General features: G+C 71.4%; 19 protein-coding genes. 7 read left to right on the top strand and 12 right to left on the bottom strand.

Translation table 11 applies throughout. From position 1 onward, the window contains the following. Window positions 1–5: 5 nt before the first annotated feature. Entirely contained in the window at window positions 6–1805 is a 1800-nt protein-coding gene (locus PUW82_RS00095) for a DUF4012 domain-containing protein (RefSeq protein ID WP_274220360.1), read from the bottom strand. A gap of 70 nt (window positions 1806–1875) precedes the next feature. Here PUW82_RS00095 and PUW82_RS00090 point away from each other — a divergent pair, with 70 nt between their 5' ends. The 3 genes from PUW82_RS00090 to PUW82_RS00080 all read left to right on the top strand — a co-directional run bounded on the left by PUW82_RS00090 (window position 1876) and on the right by PUW82_RS00080 (window position 5091). Then, the gene (locus tag PUW82_RS00090) at window positions 1876–2496 is read left to right on the top strand and encodes a hypothetical protein (protein ID WP_274220359.1); all 621 of its coding nucleotides are present in this window, start codon (window positions 1876–1878) and stop codon (window positions 2494–2496) included. Between the two features lie 163 nt (window positions 2497–2659). Beyond that, window positions 2660–3412, top strand: a complete 753-nt coding sequence (locus PUW82_RS00085) for a fructose 1,6-bisphosphatase (RefSeq protein ID WP_274220358.1) — start codon at window positions 2660–2662, stop codon at window positions 3410–3412. A gap of 266 nt (window positions 3413–3678) precedes the next feature. Next, window positions 3679–5091 (top strand): glycosyltransferase family 2 protein, encoded by a 1413-nt coding sequence (locus PUW82_RS00080; protein WP_274221718.1) that lies wholly within the window; start codon window positions 3679–3681, stop codon window positions 5089–5091. A 67-nt stretch (window positions 5092–5158) separates the two neighbouring features. Here the strand turns inward: PUW82_RS00080 and PUW82_RS00075 are convergent, their stop codons facing one another. Together PUW82_RS00075 and PUW82_RS00070 are read right to left on the bottom strand one after the other, a co-directional pair. Then, the gene (locus tag PUW82_RS00075; protein WP_274220357.1) at window positions 5159–6244 is read right to left on the bottom strand and encodes a response regulator transcription factor; all 1086 of its coding nucleotides are present in this window, start codon (window positions 6242–6244) and stop codon (window positions 5159–5161) included. 82 nt (window positions 6245–6326) lie between these two features. Next, on the bottom strand, window positions 6327–7424 hold the full coding sequence (locus tag PUW82_RS00070; RefSeq protein WP_274220356.1) for a glycoside hydrolase family 6 protein: 1098 nt from the start codon (window positions 7422–7424) through the stop codon (window positions 6327–6329). Between the two features lie 53 nt (window positions 7425–7477). Between PUW82_RS00070 and PUW82_RS00065 the strand changes: the two genes are divergently transcribed. Further along, complete coding sequence (locus PUW82_RS00065; RefSeq protein ID WP_274220355.1) at window positions 7478–8170, top strand: universal stress protein; 693 nt, start codon at window positions 7478–7480, stop codon at window positions 8168–8170. Further along, window positions 8167–8592 (top strand): VanZ family protein, encoded by a 426-nt coding sequence (locus tag PUW82_RS00060; RefSeq protein WP_274220354.1) that lies wholly within the window; start codon window positions 8167–8169, stop codon window positions 8590–8592. Before PUW82_RS00065 ends, PUW82_RS00060 begins: the two co-directional genes overlap by 4 nt. Here the strand turns inward: PUW82_RS00060 and PUW82_RS00055 are convergent. The 6 genes from PUW82_RS00055 to PUW82_RS00030 all read right to left on the bottom strand — a co-directional run bounded on the left by PUW82_RS00055 (window position 8546) and on the right by PUW82_RS00030 (window position 13635). Further along, window positions 8546–9613 carry a spore photoproduct lyase family protein gene (locus PUW82_RS00055; RefSeq protein WP_274220353.1) on the bottom strand — a complete coding sequence of 356 codons (1068 nt, stop codon included), beginning with the start codon at window positions 9611–9613 and terminating at the stop codon, window positions 8546–8548. The two genes, PUW82_RS00060 and PUW82_RS00055, sit on opposite strands and share 47 nt — an antisense overlap. A gap of 67 nt (window positions 9614–9680) precedes the next feature. Further along, window positions 9681–9929, bottom strand: coding sequence for a hypothetical protein (locus PUW82_RS00050; RefSeq protein WP_274220352.1), 249 nt, complete (start codon window positions 9927–9929; stop codon window positions 9681–9683). A 9-nt stretch (window positions 9930–9938) separates the two neighbouring features. After that, window positions 9939–10814: a metal ABC transporter permease gene (locus tag PUW82_RS00045; RefSeq protein WP_274220351.1), complete on the bottom strand. Its 876-nt coding sequence runs from the start codon at window positions 10812–10814 to the stop codon at window positions 9939–9941. Beyond that, entirely contained in the window at window positions 10811–11581 is a 771-nt protein-coding gene (locus tag PUW82_RS00040) for a metal ABC transporter ATP-binding protein (protein WP_274220350.1), read from the bottom strand. The genes PUW82_RS00045 and PUW82_RS00040 overlap by 4 nt, the downstream gene beginning before the upstream one ends. Beyond that, on the bottom strand, window positions 11578–12510 hold the full coding sequence (locus PUW82_RS00035; RefSeq protein WP_274220349.1) for a metal ABC transporter substrate-binding protein: 933 nt from the start codon (window positions 12508–12510) through the stop codon (window positions 11578–11580). The genes PUW82_RS00040 and PUW82_RS00035 overlap by 4 nt, the downstream gene beginning before the upstream one ends. A gap of 9 nt (window positions 12511–12519) precedes the next feature. Next, the gene (locus PUW82_RS00030) at window positions 12520–13635 is read right to left on the bottom strand and encodes a Gfo/Idh/MocA family protein (protein WP_274220348.1); all 1116 of its coding nucleotides are present in this window, start codon (window positions 13633–13635) and stop codon (window positions 12520–12522) included. 65 nt (window positions 13636–13700) lie between these two features. On the opposite strand from PUW82_RS00030, the gene PUW82_RS00025 reads away from it, so the two are divergent. Then, entirely contained in the window at window positions 13701–14681 is a 981-nt protein-coding gene (locus tag PUW82_RS00025; RefSeq protein WP_274220347.1) for an alpha/beta fold hydrolase, read from the top strand. Between the two features lie 9 nt (window positions 14682–14690). Here the strand turns inward: PUW82_RS00025 and PUW82_RS00020 are convergent, their stop codons facing one another. Genes PUW82_RS00020 through PUW82_RS00010 form a run of 3 tightly spaced genes read right to left on the bottom strand, consistent with a single transcriptional unit; the run spans window position 14691 to window position 16244 of the window. Continuing rightward, complete coding sequence (locus tag PUW82_RS00020) at window positions 14691–14942, bottom strand: hypothetical protein (protein ID WP_274220346.1); 252 nt, start codon at window positions 14940–14942, stop codon at window positions 14691–14693. Between the two features lies 1 nt (window position 14943). After that, complete coding sequence (locus PUW82_RS00015) at window positions 14944–15123, bottom strand: hypothetical protein (RefSeq protein ID WP_274220345.1); 180 nt, start codon at window positions 15121–15123, stop codon at window positions 14944–14946. Between the two features lie 20 nt (window positions 15124–15143). Beyond that, a complete protein-coding gene (locus tag PUW82_RS00010) occupies window positions 15144–16244 on the bottom strand; it encodes a VanZ family protein (protein WP_274220344.1) in 1101 nt (366 codons plus the stop codon). An 80-nt stretch (window positions 16245–16324) separates the two neighbouring features. Between PUW82_RS00010 and PUW82_RS00005 the strand changes: the two genes are divergently transcribed. After that, on the top strand, window positions 16325–16533 hold a 209-nt coding region (locus PUW82_RS00005; RefSeq protein WP_274220343.1), incomplete at its 3' end, for a class II aldolase/adducin family protein.

Below are 16533 nucleotides of genomic sequence, written 5' to 3'. Positions count from 1 at the left end.
TGAGTCTATGCCCCGCCGCACCCGGCGACAACAATCGTGGGCCGATTCGCGTCGATGGTGGGCGTCACAGCGGCGGAAGCGCTTGCGGCACCCGCGCCGCCGTCGGGCGTGACGGTGAGCGTCGCGGTCACGGACTGCCCCGGGGCGAGGTCGGACGAGAACACCATCACCTGCCGGCCGGCGTGCGATCCGCCGCCGAACCCGGCGCCGTCGGACCGGGTCGCGGACGACAGCGCGTATCCCTCGGGGAGGTACAGGTAGGCGACCGTCCGCGCCACGCCCGCCGGCACGCCGAACGCGCCGCCGCCCGTGACGTACTCGGGAAGGGAGGTGGCGGCATCCGGGGGAGCGTTGTTGGTCACGGTCACGTCGAGGGTGAGCGGTGCGGCCGCCACGCCCCGGCCGTCGGCGGTGCACGACTGCCAGGCCAGACGGGTGTCGGCGGTGAGGTAGTAGTCCATCTTCGAGCCGGTGCCGTCGTTGAGGAACACCCCGAACGCCGCGGTGTCGTCGTCGCCCGCGGGGAGAGTGCCCGCCAGGGTCGTGTCGGCGAGGACGGCCTGATCCTCGGGGACGGCGCTCCACAGCAGGAGTCGCCGCTGGTCGCCCGCACGGCCGAGGGCGCTGATGAGCGTGGCGGGGTCGGCGGCGCCGGCGGCGAGGCGCTCGAAGACCGCAGCCGAGGCCGCCGCGAAGAAGGCATCCTGCGCGCGCGGGTCCTCGTAGCGGGCGTAGACGTCGTTGAGCAGCAGAGCCACGGCGTTCTCGGCCGACAGGACGTCGCCCGTCGGCAGCTCGACGGGGCCGGTCGCCTCGAGGATGTACGACAGGGCGACGGGGTCGGTCGCGATGACGCCGTCGACGGACTGGCCGGTCTCGCGCAGCCACATCTCGCGGGCCAGCGGTGCGCCGACCGTGAAGTCGGGGACCTGGGTGACGTTCTGGATGTAGCGGGCCGGGCGCGTCTCGTAGATCCGCTCGATCTCGGAGTCGAGGGGCAGCACCGGCTCGCCGAAGTTGCGGAAGTCCGACGACGAGCCCTGCCCGGTGAGCTCGATGCGCCCGTCGGCGGTGCGGATCACGGCCATGGCACCGACGATGCCGCCCATCGAGCGCCACTCGGCATTGTTCTGGAACGCCACGAGGTAGGTGCGCTCGCCGGAGGCGCCGAGCATCGCGGGGAGCAGGGTGGCGGCGCGGGCGAGCGCATCGGTCGCCGTGGCGCCGGTGTCGAGCAGGGTCGCGACCTCGTCGACCGCCGAGCGAACGGGGCCGAGCAGCGGGGTGTCGTCGAGCGCGGACACGGATGCCGCCGCGGCGGCCACGGTGTCGGCGCCGGCCCGCGCGGGGCCGGCGATCTCGGTGAAGATCGCGGTGTCGATGCGGCCGTCGACGGGACGGAAGGCGTCGGCCGAGAACGCCGAGGCGACGTCGGCGAGCGGCAGGAGCCCGTCGCGCGCGACATCGTCGGCCGCCGCGGCGATGGTGGACACCGCGCTCAGCTGCGGGCCGATCCACGGCGCCCCCTCCGCCAGCCGCCACAGCGGATCGGAGGTGAGGTCGCGGGCGCTCGCGGCATGGTCGGCGACATCGGCGATGTGCGGTGCTGCCGCGGCGGGGTCGGCGATGAGGTCGACGGCGGTGCGGGCCGAGGACTCGACCTCGCGCAACTCGCCGTACGCGAGGGCGGCGCGAACGCCGACCCACGCGGCGAGGACGATGACGGCGAGCAGGAATGCGGCGGCCACGGCGATCAGCGCGAGTTGCGCCCTCCGCAGGGGCCGGGACGAGACGGCGTCTGGCACCCGAACACTCTAGGCGTCCCGCCTGCGAGCGCGTGCGTACACTTTGCTACGGGGACCGGGAGGAACGATGATGCGACGCTGGGCGACGGCCGCCGCGATGACGGTGACCGCCGTGGCGCTCGTGGGCTGCGGGCCCGCGCCGTGGAACCTCCCCTCCGGGGGTGGAGACGGCGGATCCGCCGACCCCGCGCCATCGCCGAGCGTCTCGCGTTCGGCCGTGCCGCCGCCCGTTCCCAACGATCTGTCCAGCGGGTCGACCGAGCGTCAGGTGACGGCCGGGGCTGTGACGGCATCCCTCAACTACTGGTCGGATCTGTCGATGGACCGCTGGTCGGCGACCGCGCTCAAACCCGTCAGCCTGTCGCTCGTCACGACGGTGTCTCCCGATGACGGTCAGCGCGTCTACCTGCAGAAGGCCACCATGATCGCGGTGCCGGGCAACGCCGAGGGCGACCTCGGTCCGCTCGAGCCGAGCGCCGACCAGTCGGCGACCAACCCCGGCTACCTCGTGCTCGCGCCGTACAGCTACTCGCAGACGTTCTACGTCGGCGAGGTGCCGCCGGAGGCGACGTACGTCACGCTGCGGTTCACGTATGACTTCCTGGTGCAGACGACGCCGACGTCGAGCGAGTACGCCAAGCAGACCGCGAGCGACAGCCTGACCGTCGCGATCGCGGCGCAGGCGGAGTAAGGCGCGGCCGGAGTAAGGCGCGGGCGGGGCGAAAGCTCAAGGTCGCCGCAAGAGCGACTGAAGAGTCGCCCAAGTCGCCGGCGCCGCGCCGCGGCGGGTGATTGTATGGCCGAGCCCGCGGACACCCGACGCCGGCCTCCCGTCTCGAAAGCCCTGGTCTCGCATGTCTCCGCGCCGCTCCCTCCGCCTCCGCACCGCCGTCGCCGCGGGCGGTCTCGCCCTCTCGATGGTCGCGCTCAGCGGCTGCGGCCAGGTGGCCGACATCATCAACACCGTGCAGGGCGAGCCGGTCTCCGCCGTGCCCGCGCCCGCCGCGTCGCCGTCCGCCGCGATGGCGTTCAACTCGCAGTTCACCTACGACGGCTCGGTAGCGCTGTCGTCCGACGTCGCGCAAGATCTCGAGCTGCGCCTGGACGTGTGGGCGCAGAACCCCAAGCGCACGCAGGAGTGGACCCCCGACGCCGAGAAGACGTTCGGCTTCGCCGTGAACGTCCACGACAACCGCGTCGACGAGAAGTCGGTGCTGTCGCAGAAGCGCCGCGTGTTCATCTCGTCGATCTCGATCACCTCGCAGACCGCGCAGACGTCGGGTCAGGTGCAGAGCCCGTTCCAGTTCAGCGCCGACCCGCGGACCCTCGTCCCCAGCGACACCATCCGCTCGGACCGCGGTCTGCTGCTCAACAGCTTCCAGGGCGGGCTGTACGTTCCCGAGACCGTGATCCACGGGCTGCCGGCCGACACGTACGGCATGACGCTCGAGTTCGCGATGACCGTATGGGTCGAGGGCAACGCGAACGACGACACCAGCTTCACGCAGCAGACCGTCTACCAGTACCTGCCGGTGGCGATCTCGACCGCGGATCAGGCTGAGGCGGCCGCACCGGCCCCGTCGACGACGCCCTCGACGACCCCCTGACGCGCGCCCGGCGGCCCGGATCCTTGCGCAGAAATTGCGGTTGCCTTCAACCCGCCTGAACACGGGCCGTCGCAGAATGGATTGCGGCACCCTTCGCCGCTTCGATGGATTGCGGCACACTTCGCCGCTTCGATGGATTGCGGCACACTTCGCCGCTTCGCACTCGCTCAGGACGTGATCGCATGACCCAGACGCCGTTTCCCACGACTCCGGCGTTCGCGCACCCCTCGCGTCCGGTGCAGTCGGTGCAGCCGGCTCCGCTGCAGATGCCCGAGCACTTCGACGGCGCGTACGAGGACGACTTCGAGTCGGTGCTCGAGAGCACGACCGTCCACCGCTCCACGATCGGCTGCATCATCCCGGCCTACAACGAGGAGGAATCGATCGCCGCGGTGATCGAGGGCCTGCTCGCGCAGAGCCGCGTGCCCGACGTCATCCACGTCATCGCGAACAACACCTCCGACAACACCGTCAAGATCGCCGCCGAGTACGCCGGGCCGCACGAGGTCACGACCGAGCTCGGCACGCAGTTCACCGAGGTGTTCGTCCACGACATCGGCAAGAACCCCGACAAGAAGGTCGGTGCGCTCAACTACGGCTACTCGCTCGTCGAGGGCTACGACTACCTGCTCGGCGTCGACGGTGACACCATCGCCGACTCGCGGGCCGTCGAGTACCTCGAGGCCGAAGCCGTCGGCGACTCGCGCATCGGCGGCATCTCGGCGATCTACTCGATCGACGACAAGCCCATCACCGGCACGATCGGCAAGTTCCTCATCGCCGGACAGCGCACGCAGTTCGCCGCGTTCAACATGCAGAACCTGCTGCGCGGTCGCAACATGGCGGTGCTCGGCGGACAGTTCTCGATCTTCTCGACCAACGCCCTGCGCGACGCGATGAAGCAGAACCACCAGTCCACCCCGTGGGTCAAGGACTCCGAGGTCGAGGACTCCCTGCTCTCGCTGCAGATCAAGAGCGCCGGCTACCTCACCAAGATCAGCCCCTACGCCCGCGCCAACGTGGGCGGCATGACGACGCTCAAGGGCTACGACGCGCAGCAGGTGAAGTGGACCTACGGCGCCATCGAGCTGATGTGGCCCGGCCAGCGCGGCGACACCAAGGGCCAGCCCTTCCACCCCAACCTGCGCCTGCGCTGGTTCGAGAACTTCGGCATGCTCACGAACCTGTTCGTGCGCGTCGCGTTCCTGATCCTCCTGGCGGGGTCGCTCTCGATCAGCGCCTTCGTCTTCTCGCCGCTGTGGCTGCTGCCGCCGCTCGTGGCCGTGCTGCTGAACCTGCGCATGGCGCGCAGCATCAAGGACCACAACAAGCGCGACGTGCTGTTCGCCCTGCTCGTGTTCCCGGCCGAAGCGTTCATGTGGATCCGGCTGGGCCACTTCATGCGCTCGTGGTCGCGCTTCCTCTCGAAGAAGAAGGTCGACAACTGGGCGATGCAGGCCAAGGCCGAAAGCGGCGGCGGCAGCATCGGCCACTGGGTGCCGATGCTCATCCTCGCGGCGGTGCTGCTGGCGATGGCCGTCGTCTGGAACCTCATCGGCCCGGTGGCGCAGTCGTCGATCCTCTGGATCGGTTGGCCGATCGTCGGCGTCGTGACGGTGCTGCAGACGCTCCTGATGTTCACCAAGCTGGTGCGTCGCCAGCACGGCTTCCAGGTCTGACGACCCGTTCCGACGGCCGGGTCTGACGACACGTTCCGACGGCCGGGTCTGACGACCCGGTCGCGGGTCAGGCCGGGGCCGCGACCTCGGAGGTCATCCGGTAGCCGACGCCGCGCACGGTCTCGATGTATCGGGGGGTCGTCGGGTTGTCGCTGAGCTTGCGTCGCAGGTTCGTCATGTGCGCCTCGATCGCGCGCTTGTCGGCCTCGCCGACGAAGTAGCTCGTGACGTAGGACTCGCCGCGCAGGACGAGCGTGAGGTCGGCCTTCGAGCGGACCCGGCGCTTGGAGGCCATCAGGGTCGACAGCAGGTCGAACTCGGTGCGCGTGAGGTCGAGTTCGTGGCCGGCGATGTAGGCCAGGCGCGTGTCGGTGTCGACCTGCAGGTCGCGGTGGACGAGCCAGTTCTCGCCGGTGGCGACGAGCTCGCCCGCGGGCTGGTGCACGACGAGCTCCGAGCCGGAGACCGGCACGACGGCCGCGGACTCGCTCGGGTGGTGCACGATGATCGGCTGCTGCACCGGCTGCTGCGCCGGCGGAGCGGGCTGCTGCTGCGGCGGCGGGGCGTACACGGGCTGCTGCGGTGCGGGCGTCGGTGCGGCCGGTGCGGCCGGCTGCGCGGCGCCCGGGAACTGTGCGAGGTACTCCTCGTACGACAGCGGCGCGCCGGGCGTCGGCCCGCCGGGGGTCGGGGCGGCGGGGCCGGCGGCGGGACGCGCGCCGGGGAACGAGGGGCCGACCGAGTCCTGACGGGGAGCCTGCTGCTGCGGTGCCGCGGCGCGCGGACGGCGCAGCAGGGCATCGACGCGCGCACGGAACTCGCGCGGACGGAAGGGCTTGACGATGTACTCGTCGGCTCCGGCGCCGAGACCCAGCACGACGTCGGCCTCTTCGGACAGGCCCGTCAGCATGATGATGTAGGTGTCGCTCTGCGCCCGGATGCGGCGCGCGGCCTCGAACCCGTCGATGCCCGGCATGTTGACGTCGAGGGTCGTCAGCAGCGGCCGGTACGACAGGACCGCCTGGATGCCGTCGATGCCGTTGCCCACCGAGACGGTCGAGAATCCCGCGGCCTCGAGGACCTCGACGAGCAGATGCCGGATGTCCGGGTCGTCTTCGACGATGACCGCGGTCTTCAGCTGCTCCGACGCCATGATCGTCACTTCTCTCGCTCAGGTTCGGGACATTTTGCCACACGCGGGGGTCGCCCCTGTGTCAGCCGAACGGGGGACGGGATCACCGCGGTGCGTCGCGTGTGAGCTCGACGGCGCCCGCCGGCCACCACACGCCGGCCGCGGGGCCGCCGTTGCAGGGCCCGTCGCTCTCGCCGGGCGGCTTGATCCAGAGGTTGGTGTCGACGACGTCGTCGCCGTACGTGCCGCTCGGGTCGCCGACGGTACGCCCGGGCGGGTTGCACCACTCGTCGTCGGCGGGCGCGCCGGAGCCGTTGCGCGAGGTGTCGACCAGGGCGTGAAGACCGCCCAGGCGTTCCGACAGGGCATGGGCGTAGTCGAACTCGTCGTAGGTGTCGTTGAAGTTCGAGACGTTCGTGGCGAAGCCCCGGACGCCGGGGCCGACGACCTGTCGGATCAGGTCGGCCATCGCGTCCGCGCCGAGCCAGTTCGAGTGGCCGCCGTCGACGTACACCCAGGTGTCGGTGCCCGTGAGCCGGCCGATGGATCCGCGCAGCTGCTCGACGCGCTCGGCCACGTTGCCGCACTGCGGCGCGAGCGCGAGGCTGTCGGGCTCGACGACGACGACCTTCTTCACGTCGCGCACCGAGCGCAGCGCGTTGCCGATCTGCGTCGTCCAGGTCGCGTAGTCGGCCTCGTCGAGGCCACCGGCGGAGTGGTTGCCGCAGTCGCGACCGGGCAGGCCGTAGACCACGACCGCGAGGGCGGTGTCGCTCTCACGCGCCTCGTGCGCGATGTCGAGCACGCGCTGGCCGACGGCGCCGATCGGGTCCTGCTCGGGCGTGAGCCAGTACGCGGTCGGCTGCGCCGCGAGGTACTCGGCGGCGGCGAGCTCGTCGACCGATCCGCCCGCGGCGGCGGCGCGCGCCGCCTTCGACTCGTCGGGGGCGACGAAGGCCGTGCCGACCCCCGGCGGGCGCGCGGTGAGCAGCTGCACGCCGTTCATCACGAGCGACACGATGAGGGAGATCGCCGCCACCAGGAGCGCGACGCCCGCGACGATGAGCGCGATCCACGCCCAGCGCGGCATCCGCCGACGTCGTCGCGGCGCGGAGGCCGGGCGGGGGACGTCGGCGGGCGGCTCGTAGTGCCCGGTCACGACGTACTGTCGCGACGCGTCGGAGCGCGGTCGCTTTCTCACGCGTCGACTCTAATCGGTGGCGCTGCGGGCCAGGCCGCTACCCTGGGGGGATCATGAACGATGTCATCCTCGGCGTGACCGATGCGCCGGCGGCCCGCGCCCGAGAGTGGGCCGCGCGCCGGGCGCACGCCCGGGGCGCCGTGCTGCGCGAGCTGTTGATCGCCCCGTCGCGCGACGACATCGACGAGGCGGTGCGGGCCACCGCTGACGCCGAGATCCTCGTGCTGCCCGCCGAGCACGGGCACCCCTATCGCGGCATCATCGCCGGGGCGAACTGCCCCGTCGCGGTCGTGCCGGAGGAGCCCGCGGGCGACGCCGAGCGACACGGCATCCTCGTCGGCGTCGACGCGTCCGAGGTCTCGCAGCGTGCGGTCGCGTTCGCCGCGGACGAGGCCATCCGCACGGGTGAGCCGCTCATCGCGCTCGCCGCGTGGGAGCCGGTAGCCGTCGGCACCGAGCCGGGGCTCGACCTGTGGACCGGGCCGATGCCCGTGGACCTCACCGAGGCGACCGCGGCGATGCTCGAGCGCACGCTCGAGCCGGTGCGGGCGGCGCACCCCGACCTGTCGGTGCGCACGAAGATCGACGTCGGCGACGCCTCGACGCTCATCGAGGAGGCTTCGCGCAGCGCCGTGCTCACGGTCGTCGGATCGCACGGTCGCACGGGGCTGTCGCGCCTGCTGCTGGGCTCGGTCAGCGAGCACGTCGCCGCGCACGTCTCATCGCCGACCGTCATCGTGCGGTGACGGCCGCAGGGTCGCGCACCGCACGACTGCTGCTGGCCGTCTACGTCGTCGTGCTCGCGGGCATCGCGTTCTGGCCCACGCCGGTCGATCGCGACGCGGGCTGGCTGCTGCAGCAGGTGACGGCGGCCGTGCCGTGGCTGACCTACCCGCGCATCGAGTTCGGCGCCAACATCCTGCTCTTCGTACCCGCGGGATGGTGCGCGACGCGGGGCTGGCCGCGGCGGCATCCGTTCGTCGTGCCCGCCGCGCTCGCCGTCTCGGTCGGCATCGAGCTCGCGCAGGGGCTGCTGCTGACGGATCGGACCTCGAGCGTGCTGGATGTCGTCGCCAACACGACCGGCGCGACCCTCGGCTGGCTGCTCGCGCTGCCGGCGGTCAGAAGGCGTACCGCACGCGGCAGGACGGCAGCTCGCGCTCGATGAGGGCGCGCAGCGCGGCCACCGCGTCGCCCTTGAGCGGCGAGCGGTAGCGGACGTTCGTCGCGCCGTTCTGCGACCGCTTCGGCTCTTGCAGGCGCGGGGTCCACAGCAGCTCCTCGCCGCGCGGGTGCCAGCCGAGATTCACCTCGTGCAACCCTTCGTTGTGCGTGAGGAAGATGATCTCGCAGGCCAGCTGCGCTTTCGCACGATCCGACAGCACGTCGTCGAGCTCGCGTAGCAGCGCCGTCCAGTCGGCGATCCACGTCGGGGTGAGGATGACGGGCGAGAAGTTCAGGTGCACCTCGTAGCCGGCGTCGACGAAGTCGTTGATCGCTGCGATGCGCTCGGAGATCGGAGAGGTGCGGATGTCGGTGACGCGCGCGGTCTCGTGCGGCATGAGCGAGAAGCGGATGCGGGTGCGCCCGAGCGGATCCCAGTCGAGGAGGTCGCGGTTGACGTACTTCGTCGCGAACGATGCCTTCGCCGTCGGCGACATCCGGAACAGCTCGCACAGGTCGCGGACGTTCTCGCTGATGAGGGCGTCGACGGAGCAGTCGCTGTTCTCGCCGATGTCATAGACCCACGCCTCGGGGTCGCACTGGTTGGGCTCGGCCTTGACGCCCTGCCGCGAGATGTGGCGGGCGAGGTGGCGGCTGATCTCGTCGATGTTGGCGAAGACCGTCACCGGGTTGCTGTACCCCTTGCGCCGCGGCACGTAGCAGTAGGCGCACGCCATGGCGCACCCGTTGGCCGTCGAGGGGGCGATGAAGTCGGCGGACCGGCCGTTCAGGCGCGTCGCGACGGACTTCTTCACGCCCAGGACGAGGGCCTCGGTCTTGATGCGCACCCACCGGTTCACGTTCGTCTCGTCGCCGTGCACCTCGGGGATGAGCCAGTGCGAGTCGACGGGGACGATGTCGGCGTCGGGCCAGCGCGCCACGATCTGCTGCCCGCGCGGCAGCGCGAGCGCCGCTTCTTCGGCGTAGATGCGGCTGATCTGCAGCAGCGGGGCAGGTTCGCGCATCATTCCGTTGTACCCGTGGCCACCGACATTGCCTTCGCCGGCGGCCACGGGATCGGAGCCGCGGCGTTCAGTCGCGCGACTCGGTCTCGATCTCGCCGGCGGCGAGCGCGTCGGCGTACGTGCGCACGTCGGGGCCGGGCTCCCAGTCGATGAACTTGTCCTTCATGTGGCTGACGAGCGCCGCGTAGGCCTTATCGGCGTCGGCGGCGTCATCGGTGGCGGCGACGGCGGCGACGGCATCCTGCAGGACGCGGTCGGCATCGTCGAGCACCTTCTGGCGGGCTTCGTCGTTCCAGTGGATCTCCCTGATCTTCATACCCGCACGCTAGCCAGCGGAAACGGATCCGGCGACGGGCTTGCGCGATGCGATCCGGCGCCCGATGACTCCCTGGCGCGGGCTGAACAGATAGACGATCGCGAAGACGATGCCCTGCACGAGCACCACGAGTCCGCCCGAGGAGGCGTCGACCCAGTAGCTGAGGTAGATGCCCACGAGCGACGACACCGCCGACAGCGTCGGGGCGATGACGAGCATGCGGCCGAACCTGTCGGTGAGCAGGTGGGCGGTCGCGCCGGGGATGATGAGCATCGCCACGACGAGCACGACGCCCACGACCTGCAGGGCGACCACCGCGGTGAGCGCGAGCACCCCGAGCAGCAGCGCTGAGAGCCGGCGCGGCGACAGCCCGATCGCGAAGGCGTGGATCGGGTCGAACGCGAACAGGGTCAGGTCGCGGCGCTTGACGAACAGCACCGCGAAGGCGACGGCGGCGAGGATGGCGATCTGCACGAGGTCGGCCTCGCCGACCCCGAGGACGTTGCCGAAGAGGATGTGGTTGAGGTCGGTCTGGCTCGGTGTCACCGAGATGAGGACGAGGCCGAGGGCGAACAGCGTCGTGAAGACGATGCCGATGGCGGCATCCTCTTTGATGCGGCTCGTGCCGCGGATGATGCCGATGAGGGCCACCGCGAGGAAGCCGAACACCAGCGCACCGAGCGCGAACGGCGCCCCGAGCACGTAGGCGAGCACGACGCCGGGGAGGACGGCGTGGCTGACCGCGTCGCCCATGAGCGACCACCCGATCAGCACGAGCCAGCACGACAGCACCGCGCACACGATCGCGGCGATCGCGGTGGCGCCGAGCGCGCGCAGCATGAACTCGTACTGCAGCGGCTCGAGGAGGAGGTCGAGAACGTTCATGCGGCGTCGTCTCCCGGGAACTCGAGGCCGAACGCGCGGCCGAGCAGCTCGGGCCGGAGGGCCTCGGTGACCGGGCCCTGGAACACGACGCGGCGCAGCAGCAGCACCGCTTCGTCGGCGAGCGTGGGCAGCGCGTGCAGGTCGTGCGTCGACACGAGCACGGTACGGCCGTCGGCGGCGAGCTCGCGCAGCAGCCGCACGATCGTGGCCTCGGACTTCTTGTCGACGCCGGCGAACGGCTCGTCGAGCAGCAGCACGCGGGCGTCCTGCGCGATGCCGCGCGCGACGAAGGCGCGCTTGCGCTGCCCGCCCGACAGCTCGCCGATCTGGCGCTCGCCGAGGTCGGACAGCTCGACCCGCGCGAGCGCTGCCTCGACGGCGGCGTGGTCGGCGGCGCGGGGGCGACGCGTGATGCCCAGGTGGCCGTAGCGGCCCATCATGACGACGTCGCGCACCGAGACGGGGAAGGTCGCGTCGACGTCCTCGCTCTGCGGCACGTAGCCGACGAGTCCGCGCCGACGCGCGATCGCCGGCGACTGACCGCCGATCGTGACCGAGCCGGAGGTGGGGCGCACCATGCCGGTGATGGATTTGAACAGGGTCGACTTGCCCGAGCCGTTCATGCCGATGAGCGCGGTGACCCGCCCCGGCGCGACGGCGAGGTGCACGTCGTCGAGCGCGACGATGTCGCGGTAGCGCACCAACACCCCGGACACGAGGATGCCGGCTGGAGCCGTGGCCGGAGCAGCGGCGGGCGAGGCGTTCACGAGGCGGCGCCCGTCAGGGCCGAGGTGATCGTGTCGATGTCGTGGCGCAGCAGGTCGAGGTAGGTCGGCACGGGGCCGTCGGGGCCCGAGAGCGAGTCGACGTACAGGACGCCGCCGAACGCGGCATCCGTCGCCTCGACGACCTGCTGCATCGGCCGGTCCGACACCGTCGACTCGCAGAACACCGCCGGCACGTCGTTGGCGTCGACGAACTCGATCGTTCTGCGGATTTGCTGCGGCGTGGCCTGCTGCTCGGCGTTGACCGGCCAGATGTACGCCTCGGTCAGCCCGGCGTCGCGCGCGAGGTACGAGAAGGCGCCCTCGCAGGTGACGAGCGCCCGCTGGTTCTCGGGCACGGTCGCGAGCTCGGCGACCAGCTCGTCGTGGATCGCCTGCAGCTCTGCGGCGTAGGCCTCGCCGTTCGCGGCGTACGCGTCGGCGTTGCCGGGGTCGAGCTCGCTGAAGGCGGCGACGATGTTCGCGACGTAGATCTGCACGTTGTGGGGGCTCATCCAGGCGTGCGGGTTGGGTTTGCCGGCGTAGGCGTCGCCGGTGATGTCGATCGTGTCGATGCCCTCCGACACGACGGCGTGCGGGGCGTCGGCGGTGTCGACGAACCGCGAGAACCACGCCTCGAGACCCAGGCCGTTGTCGAGGACCAGGTCGGCATCGGACGCGGCCGCGATGTCGCGGGGCGTCGGTTCGTAGCCGTGGATCTCTGCCCCGGCCTTGGTGATCGAGCGGACCTCGAGGTGATCGCCGGCGACGTTCTGCGCGATGTCGGCCAGCACCGTGAACGTCGTCAGCACGACGGGGCGCCCGCCGTCCGGGTCGCTGCCGCCGTCCGCCGCAGTGCCGCAGCCCGCCAGCAGCGCGACCGCGGCGCCGAGGGAGACCAGGGCGGTGAGGCGTCGCGGATTTTTCGGCATGCCGAAAAATTACCCGCTGACCCCGCGGGCGTGCAATTCGCCGTCGATCACGTCGGCCCAGGGTTGACGGGTGGATCGCAGGGTGTTACCCGTCTCGGCGGCGCGCTGCATGAGCAGAGCGAGGTAGTGGTCCTGGCTCGCCTCGGCGAGGGAGTACACCGGGGCGTCGCCGGCGATCGCGCGCGGCATCCCGTCGAGCATCCGCGCGATCGCGATCTCGTCGTCGTTGATGCGGGCGGGGCGGAACGGGTTGCCGAACACCCACTCGTCGCCGAGCGCGATGCCGCGCAGGAACATGCCCTCGAGGTTGCCGCCCTCGCCGGTCATGACCCGCCGGAGCGACGCGAACGCGGGCTCGTCGAACCGTCGCAGCCAGCGCACCTCGGTGTTCTCGATCTCGCCGCGCTCGCCGCGGATCAGCAGCCGGTTGCCGCGGATCCACGAGAAGTACTGCTCTCCGGCGAAGTCGTACACGCCGAGCCGGTCGCCGAACGTGAAGCGCGCGGTGGTCTGGGTCGCCGTCACGGTGCGCTCCTCGGTGGGGTCGCCGCCCCGCCCGGGGCCGGCCACGAGGGGCGAGCGGAAGACGGATGCCGTCACCTCGGCGTCGTCGGCGCCGATGCCGAGCGCGCGGCGGATGACGCTGACGCCGTGGTAGTCGTGGCACTGCGCGACGAGGGCCTGCGTCGCGCGGCCGAGGCGGCCGGAGTGCGCCACCGCGAGCTGCGCGGACAGCAGGGGCGACAGGTGGTACTGCTCGGCGACCTGCACCGTCGGGGCGCCGGGGCGCTGCACGCGCTCCCACAGCGCGACGAGGTCGTCGAGCGAGCCCGCCGGCGGGGTCTCGGTGAGCACCGGCACGCCGCGGTCGACGAGGTCGACGACGATGCCGGGCGCGACGTCGCGGGGCACCGAGACGACGACGAAGTCGGGCGGGCCCGCTGCGAGCAGGCCGTCGAGGTCGGCGTGAGCGCGGACGCCCCAGGATCCCTCGATGTCGGCCGCCGTGTCGGCGCTGCGGGTGACGAGGCCGGTGACGGTGAAGCGGTCGGGCATCGCGGCGGCGATGCGGAGGAAGAACTCGCTGCGCCAGCCGCTGCCGACGATTCCGAAGGTGACGCTCATCGGCTCAGTCTGCCCCACGGCCGCGCGGGGGCGGCGGGAAACGGACCGTGTGAGACGGTAGACGGATGATGACGGAGGGCGACGGCGAGCCGGCGGAGATCGACGTCGAGACCGTCGAGTTCGACGGGGTGCGCACGCGCGTCACCCGCGTGACGACCGAGCGGTCGCGCGAGTCCGGCCGTGCGTTCGTGCTGATCGCCGGGATCGGCGTCGCGGCGACGTACTTCGATCTGCTCGCACCGCTGCTCGCCCAGCGCGGTCGCGTGTACGCCCTCGACCTTCCGGGGTTCGCGGGGCAGCGGGCGCCGCGCACCGATCCGTCGGTGGCGTTCTTCGCCGATCAGGTCGAGGCGGTGCTCGAGCGCTTCGAGCTCGATGATCCGGTGCTGCTCGGGCACTCGTTCGGCACGCAGATCGTGACCGAGGTGCTGGCGCGGCGCCGCGGCATCCGTCACGCCGTGCTGATCGGCCCGGTCGTCAACGACCGGGAGCGGTCGCTCGTGCGGCAGGCGATCCGCTTCGCGCAGTCGTCGTTCTTCGAGCCGTTCCGTCTCGTGCTGCTGGCGGTGAGCGCGTACCTGCTGTGCGGGTTCGCGTACTTCATCCGCGTCCTGCCGCACATGATGCGCTACCCGCTGGCCGCGCGGCTGTCGCAGGCCGAGGCCCGGGTGCTGCTCATCCGCGGTGCACGGGACTTCTCGTCGCCGCGCTCGTTCCACTCCGCGCTCGTGGGGGCCGCGCGTGACGCATGGCGGTGGGAGATCCACGGCGCGGCGCACTCGGTCATCAACGGCAGCGCGGTCGGCGTCGCCGAGCTGACGAACGCCTTCGTCGCCGACGCGCTGCCGCGGCGCGGGCAGATGTCCGAGGCCGAGGCTCGCGTGCCCGATCCCGCGTACGGCGGCATCGCGCTGGTCTGGCGTGCCGCGCGCTACCGGGTGCAGGAATGGTTCAGCGCGCGAGAGGGTGACGAAGTCGGCGTCGAGCACGCGAAGGAGTCGCACGCCGCGGTCATGTGGCGCGCGTTCACCGGCGGGCGGCGCTGAGGCCGGGGCTCACTCCCACGCCGCGGTGTCGGGGTCGATGCCGTGCGCCCGCGCGCTCGCGTCGATGCTCCGCCGCAACCACGACGTAAGACCGGGACGGATGCCGTCGTAGTGGGCGGTGAAGGCCGGCATCCCGTAGATGCCGCGGTAGAGCTCGGGGGCGACGGCATCGGCGTCGGTGCCGGGACGGGGCTGATCTCGAAAGCGTCGTACATGTGGGTCATACGACCACCGTGTGCCCTCACGTCGCGTGAGGGTCAAGTCAGCGGCGCGCGCTGACCCGCGGCAGCAGCATCGGTGCGGCGATCGCGAACACCACCATCGCGATGCCGCCGACGATCACGCCGAGCATCGGGTTGAGGGTGAGCAGGCCGACGATGAATCCGAGGGCGATGCCGACGAGGGCGCCGGTGGCGGTGTGGGCGAGGGCTGAGACGTCCATGCCTGCGACGCTACGGGCGTTCAGGGCCGGCGCGCGTCCCCCGAACGGGTGATATCGGGTGGTCCCGTCGGAGGATCCTCGCGACTGTCGCGCGGTGCCTGGCGGCCGAGGATGCCGGGCAGGCCGCGGCCGTCGCGGGTCGTCACGGTGAGGATGCCGGCGGTCAGGACGAAGGCCCCGCCGAGCACGCCCCAGCCGTCGGGAAGCTGGTCGAGCAGGGCGTAGCCGCCGATGCCGCCGACGAAGCGGGTGAGGCGGGTGAGGACGGTCGGCAGCGGGCCGCCGGCGTAGCGCAGCCGTACGGCCAGGTCGCCGATCGTGCGCCCCGTAATGAGGACGGTCGCCGCGACGACGCCGAGGGCGGCGAACGAGCCGGCCTGCCCGGCGATGTCGGTGCTGAGCGCGAGGTCGCGGTTGCCGCTGAACACCAGGGCCGACTGCACCGCGACCGACATGAAGATGCCGACGAGCGTGTACGCGAGCACGTCGCAGACCATGCCGAGGATGCGGCGCCCCCGCGTCACGGGCCGCGGTCGGTCGGGGGTCGTCACGGCGGGGCGACGGGGCACGACGAGGGCGAGGAGCGAGCCGAGGACGGCGCCGCCGGTGTTGGTGAGCAGATCGTCGACGTCGAAGACGCGGTATGCGCACGGGTAGATGCCCCAGACGCCCGTCAGCTGCGTCAGCTCGATCAGCAGCGAGATGCCGAAGCCGACGAGGAGGGCGGTGAGGATGCCGCGGCGCGCGAGCACGCGGAGGAAGAAGCCCAGCGGCAGGAACAGCAGCACGTTCAGCGCCAGCTGCAGCACGACGACGTCGGTCGCGAAGGCGCGGGCGCTGCCGTCGGCGCGGCCTGCGGCGGCGCGCAGGTCGTCGACGAAGGCGAGCGGGTCGAGGTTGACCCCGGCGCAGCGCAGAGTCGTCGGGTCGGGCAGTGGCAGCAGCGTGTAGGTCCAGATCGCGAAGAAGTAGACGAGGGCTGCGCCCCACAGCACGAACTGCGCCGCGGTGAGCGATCCGGTGCGGCGGTACTGGATCGCGACGAAGGGGACGAAGAGCACGACGGCCACGAGGGCGCCCAGGCCGATCGCGATCGCGCCCAGGAAGACGCTGTCATCCATCCCGCCAGTCTTCCAGAGCGGTCAGTCCTCGGTGCGGTGAGGTGTTACCGGTAACATCATCCCGGAGCGAAGGAGCATCCATGGAGAACGAGTCGGTGGCGCGGGTTCGGGCCGAGGTGGCGTCGTTGCACGCGGAGTTGGTGCGGTACGGGCTGGTCGTGTGGACCGGGGGGAACGTGTCGGGGCGGGTTCGGCTCGGTGGGGATCCCCGTGCTGATCTGTTCGTGATCAAGCCGTCGGGGGTGTCGTATGACGATCTGGCTCCGGAGAACATGATCGTGTGCGATCT

It is taken from the genome of Microbacterium thalli (assembly GCF_028737325.1).
GTDB classification, from domain to species: domain Bacteria; phylum Actinomycetota; class Actinomycetes; order Actinomycetales; family Microbacteriaceae; genus Microbacterium; species Microbacterium thalli.
Note: the sequence above shows the minus strand (reverse complement) of the source record. Positions and strands in the feature narration are given on the sequence as shown.